This is a genomic window from Acidimicrobiales bacterium (assembly GCA_040219085.1).
Taxonomy (GTDB): Bacteria; Actinomycetota; Acidimicrobiia; order Acidimicrobiales; family JAVJTC01; genus JAVJTC01.
This window is the reverse complement of the sequence record JAVJTC010000043.1, coordinates 102,679-112,416: the sequence shown is the minus strand read 5'-3', so window position 1 is coordinate 112,416 and position 9,738 is coordinate 102,679. Positions and strand designations below refer to the sequence as shown.

Below are 9,738 nucleotides of genomic sequence, written 5' to 3'. Positions count from 1 at the left end.
CGGCCGGTGCGGGCTACTGGCTGTGGCGCGAGCGCACGAAGCCGGCGCCGCCCCCCAAGTCGTGGTTCGACGCTCTCGTCACACGTGGCGCGCCTTCTTGGCGGCTACGACTGCCAGCACGATGAGGGCGATGACGAGGATCCGCTTCTTCATGGTCGCGCAGCGTAGGCCGCGGTCCTGACGGGCCTGTAGGTTCGGCCTCCCCCGGGAGGTGTCCGAGTACCTGGTGGGCTCCGCCGCCTTCAAAGCGGTTGGGACGGGCGATCCCCGTCCGGCGGGTTCGATTCCCGTCCACCTCCGCCACTCTCCTCGCCGTCCACGCGGCCTGCGGACCTCCTAGTGTGGGTCCATGAAGAAGATCCTGCTGATCGTCGTCGCAGCGGCGCTGATCGCCCTCCTCGTCCGCAAGGTCACAGAGGTCTGATCCGCCGACCACGGCCCCTGCTTCCCCTCCGCAACTGACGCTTCCCCGCGACCAGCCAACGGAGAGGAGGCGACCGTGTTCGCCTGCTTCACAACGAAGGGAGGGTCGGGTTGCACCGTCTTCTCGGCCCTGACTGCACTCGCGCTCGCCCGTACCGGCGACGGTCCCGGCGTCCTGGCGGTGGATCTCGGCGGTGATCTACCCGCCGCCCTGGGCATCGCCGATCCGGCCGGCCCCGGCCTCGCTGAGTGGCTGGGGGCAGAGGAGGACCCACCTCCGGACGCACTGGCCCGCCTCGAGGTCTCCGCCCGCCCGGGTCTGTCCCTGCTGCCCCGCGGCGCCGTCGCCATCACGGTGTCGTCGCGCGCCGCGCTGCTCACCCGCCACCTCCTTTCCGATCCGCGCCCCGTGGTCGTCGATGTCGGCAACATCGCGTCGGCGGACCTGGCCGATGCCGCCGCCGCGCTACGGCGGGCCTTCGTGGCCGCCGCGTCCCGGGCCTGGCTGGTCACCCGACCCTGCTATCTGGCGCTGAGGGCCTCGCGGGGATCGGGGGCGGTCCCCGACGGTGTCGTGGTGATGTCCGAACCCGGTCGGGCGCTCGGCGCCGCCGATGTCGCCGATGTCATCGGCGCGCCGGTGGTCCTCGAACTCGACGTGGATCCGGCCATCGCCCGCGCCGTCGATGCCGGACTCCTGGGCACCCGCATCCCCCACGGGGCGCGACGCGTGCTCGAGCGGGCACTGGCGACGACATGAACGCGTCCATCGTCGCCGAGTTGCACGACGACCTCGCCGCCGAGCACGCGCCCGTGGACCCCGAACGGCTCATCTCGGAGGTTGCCCGGCGCCGTCCGCTGCTGGGAGAGGACGAACGGGCCCGAGTCGTGGCCGACGTCCTCGCCCGGGTGGGAGGTCTGGGCCCCCTCGAGGTCCTGCTCGCCGCGCCCGACGTGAGTGAGGTGATGGTCAATGGTCCGGGCCCGGTGTGGGTCGAGCGGGCCGGGCGGGTCGAGCGCACGTCGATCGAGCTCGACGCCGCGACGATCGGGATCGTGATCGAGCGGATCGTGGGACCGCTCGGGTTGCGCGTGGACCGCTCCGTCCCCATCGTCGACGCCCGCCTCGGTGACGGTTCGCGCGTGTGCGTCGTCGTGCCGCCGCTCGCCGTGGACGGGCCCTACGTGACCATCAGACGTTTCGCCCCGCTCCCGCTCACCGTGGCCGACTTCACCGGACCGGAGGTGGCCGCGCAACTCGGTCGGGCCGTGGCCCGACACCGCAACATCGTGGTGACCGGAGGGACCGGTGCCGGCAAGACCTCACTGCTGAACGCCCTCGCCGCGGAGGTCGACGACGGCGAACGCATCGTCACGGTGGAGGACGCGGCCGAACTCGCGCTGGACCACCCTCATGTCGTGCGACTCGAGGCCCGGCCGGCCAACGTGGATGGCGTCGGCGAGGTCTCCATCCGTCGCCTCGTGCGGACGGCGCTGCGCATGCGGCCCGACCGCTTCGTCGTGGGTGAGGTCCGCGGCCCGGAGGCGCTGGACATGGTCCAGGCGATGAACACCGGTCATGAGGGTTCGCTCACCACCTGCCACGCCAACAGTCCCACCGATGCCCTCCGTCGCCTGGTGACGATGATCGTCGCGGCCGACGCCAACCTGACCGTGGAACTCGCGACCGAGCACGTGCTCGCGTCGCTGGACCTGTTCGTCCACGTCGAGCGGCGCGGCGACGGGGCGCGCCGGGTGAGCGCCGTCGCCGAGGCGTCCCGGGAGCGGGGCATCCACGTCGTGTGGAAGGCCGACGGGTGAGAGCGCCCACCCCGCAGGTGCTGAGGGCGCACGTACGGGCCGGCTCCCTGGTCGACACTCTGCGCCCGGGTGCCGCCCGGGCGTCCACGCCGCGCACCGTGCTGCACCGGCTCGGGATCGAGACGGAACCACGCGAAGTGATCGTGACGGCCGGGGCCGCACTCGCCGCCGCCGGAGTGGTCGGCGCCGGCATCGCCGGCGTCCCGGGCGCGCTCGGCGGCGTCTTGCTCCTCATGGTCGCCGCCGTCATCACAGCCTGGACGCTGCGGGACAGGGGTGAGCGGCTGTCGGCGGCGGCGATCCCCGACCTCGTCGAGGCGATGGCGCGGTCACTGCGGTCGGGGGCCTCACCGCCGACCGCGCTCGTCGAGGCGCGCGCGGCGGTGTCTGCGCCGCTCCGCCGGGACCTCGACCCGGTCGTGACCGAGCTACGCGCAGGGGTTTCGTTCGCGGAGGCGCTCGCCCGGTGGCGTGACCGCCGACCGGGTGCGGAGGTCCGTCTCGCCGTCGCCGCGCTGACGCTCGGTTCGAGCGGCGGCGGTGATCGTGCCCGCGGTCTGGACGGTGTCGCCGCGACGCTGCGGGAACGCCAGGCGATCGATGGGGAGATCGGGGCCTCCTCCGCGCAGGCCAAGGCATCGGCCGCTGTGGTCGCGCTGTTGCCCCTCGCGTTCGCAGTGTTGGGATCGGTCGGCGGTTCCGGTGTCGCCGACACGCTGTTGGGCACCGCGGTCGGCAGGGTCTGTCTCGTCGCAGGTCTCGCTCTGGACGCGGCCGGGGCGGTGTGGATGCACCGGATCGTGCGGGACGCGCGGTGATCCCGTGGATCGCCCTGGTGGTGGTCGGGTGCGGCGCCGTGGTGGGCGTGCGCACCCGACCCGCCCCGGGACGCCGCCCCCCGCAGCGAACCGCGAGCGGCCCGACACCACCGAGGCCGGGTCTGGCGGCGGGACTCGGCCGCCGCTGTCGGCGCGTCGCCGGTCGTCCCCCGGATCCGGATGGGGACCGGCGGACCGGGAGGTCGGTGCTCGCCGGTGTCCTCGTCGCGCCGCTCGGCCTGCCCGCCGGCGCCGCTGCGGCGCTGGGGGTCTACGGGCTCGACGTCCGACGGCGCAGGCGCGAGGCGCGGCGCGCCGCCGACACCGTGCGCGCGGAACTACCCGACGTGGTGGACCTGCTCCTCGCTGCCGTCTCGGCGGGGCTGTCGGTCACGGCGGCCATCGAGGTGGTGGCCGGTCTCGCGGAAGGTCCCGTGTCGCGCGCGCTGGGGGAGACGGTGTCACGATCCCGGCACGGCGACGTGGTCTCCGCGCTCGAGGCGATCCCCGACCTCCTCGGCGAGTCCGTCCGCCCGCTCGCACGTGTCCTCGTCGACGGCCTGCGCCACGGGGCACCGGTCATCGCCGGTCTCGAGCGCCTCAGCCGTGACGGTCGCGCGGAGCGCCGCCGCCGCGGCGAGATCCGGGCCCGCCGTACGAGCGTGCGTCTCGTCTTCCCGCTGGTCGTGTGCCTGCTCCCCGCGTTCGCGCTCCTCACCGTCGTGCCGGCCCTCGTCGCCTCGCTCGAGGTCCTCGGCGCTTGAAGCCCTCGGCGCCCCCACTTCCCCGCGAACTCTCACAGCGAAGGGAAACACCTCGTCATGACAACCGAAGACTCACCTGCAATCCCGGACCGCCTGCGGCGCCTGCTCACATCGCTGCGGTCGACGTCGGCGCAGACCACCGCGGAGTACGCCCTCGTGCTTCTCGGTGCTGCCACCGTCGCGATGCTCCTCGTCGCGTGGGCGGGCGAGAGCAACCGCATCGGCGCGCTCTTCGATGCGGTGATGCGGTCCATCACCGGGCTCGTCGCGTGAGGCATCGGCGGGGAGGCGAGCGGGGGCAGTCCACCGTGGAGTTCGCGCTCGTTCTCCCCGTCGTGGCCCTGGCGGCGCTGCTCGTGGTGCAGGTCGGGCTGGTCGTCCACGCCCGGATCATGACCACTCACGCCGCGCGGGAGGCGGCCCGGGTGGTGGCGATCCACAATGATGCGGGCGCCGCCCGTTCCGCTGCGCTGGGTGCGGCGGACCTCGACCCTGCCCGGCTGACGGTGTCGGTCTCGGGTTCGGCCTCGCCCGGTTCGGACGTGACGGTGACGGTCACCTACCGGGCCCCCACCGAGGTGCCCCTCGTCGGAGCGCTGCTCGACGACGTCGTCCTCACCGACTCGGTGACGATGCTGGCCGAGGGGTGAGCCGGACCGCCTCAGTCGAGGATCCGGGCGAGTAGCGCGAGCGCGCCCGCCTTGTCCAACGGGTCGTTCCCATTTCCGCACTTCGGTGACTGAACACAGGAGGGGCAGCCGTCGTCACAGCCACAGGCGGCGATGACGTCGCGGGCCGCGGCGAGGTGGCGGTCTGCCGCCTCGTACCCCAACTCGGCGATCCCCGCTCCGCCCGGGTAGCCGTCGTAGACGAAGATCGTCGGGAGTCCCGTGTCGGGATGCAGGGCGATCGAGACGCCACCCACGTCCCAACGGTCACAGATCGTGAACAGGGGCAGGATGCCGATCGCCGCGTGTTCGATCGCGTGGAGGGTGCCGCCCAGGGCGCCGTCGCCCAAACCCGCCGCCTCCACGAGGTCGTCGTCGACCGTGTACCAGAACGCCCGCGTCGCCAGGCGCTGCAGGGGCAGATCGAGAACGTGGTTGCCGAGGATTCTGCGGCTGCGGACCTCGCGACGCTGATAGCCGGTGACATGGGTGCGGACCTCGACCGAGCCGAGGCAGAGTTCCGCCCGGCCCGCACGTCGGGTGGACTCGGTACCCGTCACGACGATGGTCGTGTCCGACCGTGCCTGGGTGTACTCGTCGCCGTCGCACGGTTCGACGACGGCCTCGCGCCCGTCGAGGTCGAGGGTCTGGACGCGGTATGTCGCTCCGCGGTGGAGGTAGATGGCACCGTCGTGCACCGAGGTGTGCGAGCGCGCCTCGTCGACGGTGCCGATCAGCGTCCCGTCGCTTGTGACGATCCTCACTTCGCCCGCGGAGCCGCTGCGCAGGCTCAGGTTGGTCCCCGGTCGGCCGTGTCCCGTCCACACGGCGAAGGGGCCGGCGGCGCGTCGCCTGGTCCGTAGCTGGTCGTCGCACACCAGGCGGCGCACGCCGTCGTCGAGCATGCCGGGCCACCAGCGTTCGTCGTCGTGGCTGAGCGGTGCCTCGAACGCGGCGCAGGCGAGGTGGGGATCGAGGACGAAGGGATTGGCGAGGTTGACGACCGCCGGCTCGGGTGGCCGTGAGAAGACCTCGTGGGGGTGCTCGACGAGCCACCGGTCCAGCTGGTCCTCGCCGGCGACGAGCACGGCGATGGACTCGCCGCTGGACCTGCCGGCACGACCGGCCTGTTGCCACATGGCGGCGATGGTCCCGGGGAATCCGTTGAGGACGCACGCGTCGAGGCCGCCGATGTCGACGCCGAGCTCGAGCGCGCTCGTTGCGACCACCGCGGAGACCGTGCCGGCGGCGAGTTCGTCTTCGATCGCCCGGCGCTCCTCGGCGAGGTAGCCACTGCGGTACGAGCGGACCTCGTCGGCGCGGCCGGGGATGCGACGCCGGATGTCGGCCGCAACGAGTTCCGTGCCCTTGCGGCTGCGACAGAAGGCGATGGTCCTGTGGCCGGCGTCGACCAGGTCCGCCACGGCGGCACCCGTCTCGCTGTTGGCCGAAGACCGCACGCCGCTGGCGGGGTCGAGGACCGGCGGGTCGAGCAGGGCGAACATCCGGGGTCCACGCGGCGAGCCGTCGCCGTCGACGGACGTGACCGCGTTCCCGCAGAGGTCGGCCGCGAGCCGGGCGGGTTCGCCGATGGTCGCGGAGGTGAACGCGAAGGTGGGCTCGGTGCCGTGCAGGGCGCAGATGCGGGCGAGCCGGCGCAGGACGTGTGCCGTGTGGGTCCCGAAGACGCCCCGCAGGACGTGGAGCTCGTCGACGATGACGTAGCGCAGCCGTGCGAGGAAACGCCCCCAGCGGGGGTGGTTCGGCAGTATCGACGAGTGGAGCATCTCGGGGTTCGTCAACACGACGTCGGCGTTGGTGCGCAGCCAACCCCGTTGTTCGCCGGCGGTGTCGCCGTCGTAGGTGGCCACCACGGATCGGGACGGCAGGATCCGGGCGAAGGACCGCAGCTGGTCCTGGGCCAGGGCCTTCGTCGGGTAGATCGCCAGAGCCGTACCGGGGTCGTCAGCGCCGACCGCCTCGGCCACGGGGATCTGGTAACACAGCGACTTGCCCGACGCCGTGCCCGTGGCGACGACGACCGAGGTTCCCGCGCGCAACAGGTCGACCGCCTCGGCCTGGTGGCTCCACAGCTCGTCGACACCGGCCCGGGCGAGCAGCGCGGGGTCGACCGGAGTCTCGGGGCGTCCGTGGCGCGCCGGTCGCGCGGGGAGGTGCTCGACGTGCACGAGACGCCCGTCGTCGGCGAGCCGGCCGATGACGTCGTCGAGGGTGCTCGTGGTGAGAGCCACCGGCCCTCCAGTCGCCGCGGGAAGTTCCGTCAGCGTAATTACATTCCCGGGGTTCCGCCCAGCCCGGCCCGCCTCCCCGGAGCCGGTACGGTTGTGCGGGCGCACATCGCGGCGCTGCCGGACACGGAGGACGGAGTGGACCCGACGTTCAGGATCTCGGAGAGTGGGCCGTGGACCGTCCTCCACGTCCACGGTGAGATCGACATGGCCAGTGCCCCCGCCGTGCGACGCGCGGTCGTCGACCTGGTCGGCGGCGGCATCCGGTGGCTCGTGCTCGATCTCGGCGACGTCGGTTTCGTGGATTCCACCGGCCTGGGCGTGCTCGTGGGTGCGCTCAAGCGGGTGACATCGGCCGCAGGGGAGATGACGGTCGTCTGTGGCCGCGAGAACATCCTCGAGTTGTTCCGCATGACCCGGCTCACCGCTGTCTTCGCCATCTACGACGACGTCGCCTCGGCCTGCGAGCGGGTTCCGAGCTCGCCCGACGCGGAGGTGCCACCGCGTTGAGTCACGTAGAGTTGCATGTTCCCGCCCGTCCCGAATACCTGTCGCTCGTGCGCGCCGTGGTGGCTGCCGCCGCGGATCTCGAACCGATGCGCCGCGACGAGCGCGTCGACGACCTGCGTCTGATCGTCTCGGAGGCCACGACGAACGCGATGGAGGCCCACACCCGGGTGGACAGCGACGAGCGGGTGCTGATCCGCCTCGACCTCGGTGAGGACCGGATCGAGGTGGAGGTCACCGATCGGGGGGCGGGCTTCGAGCCCGACGCCCTGGAGACCCTTCCCCACGTCAGCTCGCCGGACCGTCTGGACTTCGAACGCGGCCTCGGCATCCCGCTCATGCGGGTGCTCGCGGACCATCACGAGATCCGCAGCTCGGAGAAGGGGACGGCGGTTCGTCTCGTCGTCTACACCTCGCGGCACCGCCCTGAGCCGTCGACGATCGTCGATGGATGACGCGGCGCGCCCGGCGGCGCAACCGAAACCCGACGAGTTGCTGGCCCTCGACGGGGTGACCACAGAGCTCTTCGAACTCCTCCGTGACTGGTTCGCCGTGGAGTCCGTGGTGTCACTCGATCTGACGTCGATCGATTCGGCCGTGGCCGAGCTCGGCGATCCACAGATGATCGCCGCCATGGCGATGCGCAAACTGCAGGCTCTGAACCTGATCGCCACCCCCGGCGTGAGGACCTCCACCGACGTCGTCATCGCCATCATCCAGGACCTGGACCGGGCCCTGCTCCAGGCGCCGTCGATGGCGCTGAGCGTCCAGGCGTCCTCGACCGACTGGGACCGGGCCCTCGCTGACCTCGCCGATCTCGATGACGCGATGCCGGAGGCGCCGGGCGACGGAGATTCCGACGACAGCTCCGACGTGGACGACTTCGACCTGGCAGTGGTGCACTTCCGGGAACTGCACCATGCGGTGCACCTCGCGCTGGAGGCGGTGGTCAGGGGCTCGGACGGAGAGATCCGCTACTTCGAGTGAGACCGGTACCGTGTCGTGTCGACGCTGAGCGAGGCATGGATTGGCTGGCGAGACCCCACTTTCTGATCTGACGTTCCTCGGGCGCGACAGCGCGCTGGCCCGCTACATCGGGCGACCGGTCAATCGCTTCCTGGCTGTCGAGGCGGCCGGCGGCATCCTTCTCCTGGTGGCGACCGTGGCCGCGCTCGTGTGGGTCAACTCGCCCGCCCAGGGTTCCTACTTCGACTTCTGGGGAGCGTCGGTCGACATCGCCGTCGGCGGCGTCGAGGTCTTCGCCGATCCGCTCGGAGCGCTCGTCAACGACGCGCTCATGGCTCTGTTCTTCTTCGTCGTCGGACTCGAGATCAAACGCGAGCTCGTCACCGGTCAGCTCCGCAACCCCCGGGCCGCGGCACTCCCGGCCATCGCCGCAGTGGGCGGGATGATCGTCCCCGCGCTGATCTACACCGGCTTCAACATCGGGGGCGACTTCGCCGACGGCTGGGGCATCCCCGTCGCGACCGACATCGCGTTCGCTGTCGGGGTGGTGTCGCTACTCGGGACGCGGATCCCCCGGGCCCTGAAGCTGTTCCTGCTGACCCTCGCGATCGTCGACGACGTCCTCGCGATCCTCGTCATCGCCGTCTTCTACACGGACAACCTCGCGTTCGGCTGGCTGGCGACCGCGGCGGGTCTGCTGGTCCTTGTGCAGATCATGAAGCGCCTGCGCATCTGGGCCATCCCGGCCTACGTGCTCGTCGGCGCGTTCGTGTGGTGGGCGACGCTCAAGTCCGGCGTCGAGGCCACCATCGCCGGCGTCTCTCTCGGCCTCATGACCCCGGCTCGACCTCTGCAGACCGAGGACGAGGCCCGACGGGTGGCGGAGTGGCTGAGGGACAAGGCCGAGGTGTTCCTCGTCGACGTGAGGTGGGCGAACTTCAACATCGTCGAGTCACGATCGGTGGCCGAGCGACTCGAGACCGCTCTGCATCCCTTCACGGCCTACGTGATCATCCCGCTGTTCGCGCTCGCCAACGCGGGTGTCGTGCTCTCCAACGACGTGCTGCGGGGAGCGGTGTCCTCGCGGGTCACTCTCGGCGTGGCCTTCGGACTCGTGATCGGCAAGACCATCGGCGTCACCGCGTTCACGCTGCTCGCCGAGCGTCTCCGTATCGCCACCAGGCCTCGCTCGATGACCCGAATCCATCTCCTCGGTCTGGCCATCGTGGCGGGGATCGGCTTCACGGTCTCCATCTTCGTCACCACGCTCGCCTTCGAGGGCGACAGGGAGCCGATCGAGGCGGAGGTGGCCGCGGGCGAGGTCTTCGAGGTCGCCCGGGACCTCCCCGAAGGCGGGGAGGTCGCGGCGGGCGAAGAGGCCGAGCTGGCCCGCGCCGCCGACGAGGCGAAGATCGGGATCCTCGCGGCATCGACGGTCGCCGCGGTGGTCGGTCTCGGGGTGCTGGCGCAGGCGGCGAAGCGGCACGGCCACGCCGATCGTGAGGACCGCTGACCGCCACGC

At 71.6% G+C, this 9,738-nt stretch carries 11 protein-coding genes and 1 tRNA gene; 11 read left to right on the top strand and 1 reads right to left on the bottom strand.

Going from position 1 to position 9,738, the window contains the following annotated elements; translation table 11 throughout:
• The first annotated feature begins 207 nt into the window (after positions 1-207).
• From RIE08_18235 to RIE08_18205, 7 genes are all read left to right on the top strand, one after another.
• A tRNA-Sec gene (locus RIE08_18235) sits at positions 208-303 on the top strand.
• A gap of 196 nt (positions 304-499) precedes the next feature.
• Complete coding sequence (locus tag RIE08_18230) at positions 500-1,183, top strand: hypothetical protein (protein ID MEQ8719545.1); 684 nt, start codon at positions 500-502, stop codon at positions 1,181-1,183.
• A complete protein-coding gene (locus RIE08_18225) occupies positions 1,180-2,244 on the top strand; it encodes an ATPase, T2SS/T4P/T4SS family (protein ID MEQ8719544.1) in 1,065 nt (354 codons plus the stop codon). Before RIE08_18230 ends, RIE08_18225 begins: the two co-directional genes overlap by 4 nt.
• Entirely contained in the window at positions 2,241-3,062 is an 822-nt protein-coding gene (locus RIE08_18220) for a type II secretion system F family protein (GenBank protein ID MEQ8719543.1), read from the top strand. Before RIE08_18225 ends, RIE08_18220 begins: the two co-directional genes overlap by 4 nt.
• A 206-nt stretch (positions 3,063-3,268) precedes the next feature.
• Positions 3,269-3,826 carry a type II secretion system F family protein gene (locus RIE08_18215; GenBank protein MEQ8719542.1) on the top strand — a complete coding sequence of 186 codons (558 nt, stop codon included), beginning with the start codon at positions 3,269-3,271 and terminating at the stop codon, positions 3,824-3,826.
• 57 nt (positions 3,827-3,883) lie between these two features.
• A complete protein-coding gene (locus RIE08_18210) occupies positions 3,884-4,099 on the top strand; it encodes a hypothetical protein (GenBank protein ID MEQ8719541.1) in 216 nt (71 codons plus the stop codon).
• A 35-nt stretch (positions 4,100-4,134) separates the two neighbouring features.
• The gene (locus RIE08_18205) at positions 4,135-4,476 is read left to right on the top strand and encodes a TadE/TadG family type IV pilus assembly protein (GenBank protein ID MEQ8719540.1); all 342 of its coding nucleotides are present in this window, start codon (positions 4,135-4,137) and stop codon (positions 4,474-4,476) included.
• A gap of 11 nt (positions 4,477-4,487) precedes the next feature.
• Here the strand turns inward: RIE08_18205 and RIE08_18200 are convergent, their stop codons facing one another.
• A complete protein-coding gene (locus RIE08_18200) occupies positions 4,488-6,746 on the bottom strand; it encodes a DEAD/DEAH box helicase (protein MEQ8719539.1) in 2,259 nt (752 codons plus the stop codon).
• 135 nt (positions 6,747-6,881) lie between these two features.
• Between RIE08_18200 and RIE08_18195 the strand changes: the two genes are divergently transcribed.
• From RIE08_18195 to nhaA, 4 genes are read left to right on the top strand one after another with little or no spacing between them, the layout of a single operon-like run.
• Positions 6,882-7,253 carry an STAS domain-containing protein gene (locus tag RIE08_18195; protein MEQ8719538.1) on the top strand — a complete coding sequence of 124 codons (372 nt, stop codon included), beginning with the start codon at positions 6,882-6,884 and terminating at the stop codon, positions 7,251-7,253.
• Positions 7,250-7,705 (top strand): ATP-binding protein, encoded by a 456-nt coding sequence (locus tag RIE08_18190; protein ID MEQ8719537.1) that lies wholly within the window; start codon positions 7,250-7,252, stop codon positions 7,703-7,705. Before RIE08_18195 ends, RIE08_18190 begins: the two co-directional genes overlap by 4 nt.
• Positions 7,698-8,237: a hypothetical protein gene (locus tag RIE08_18185; GenBank protein MEQ8719536.1), complete on the top strand. Its 540-nt coding sequence runs from the start codon at positions 7,698-7,700 to the stop codon at positions 8,235-8,237. Before RIE08_18190 ends, RIE08_18185 begins: the two co-directional genes overlap by 8 nt.
• Before the next feature lie 40 nt (positions 8,238-8,277).
• Positions 8,278-9,729 (top strand): Na+/H+ antiporter NhaA, encoded by a 1,452-nt coding sequence (nhaA, locus tag RIE08_18180; GenBank protein ID MEQ8719535.1) that lies wholly within the window; start codon positions 8,278-8,280, stop codon positions 9,727-9,729.
• Positions 9,730-9,738 lie beyond the last annotated feature (9 nt).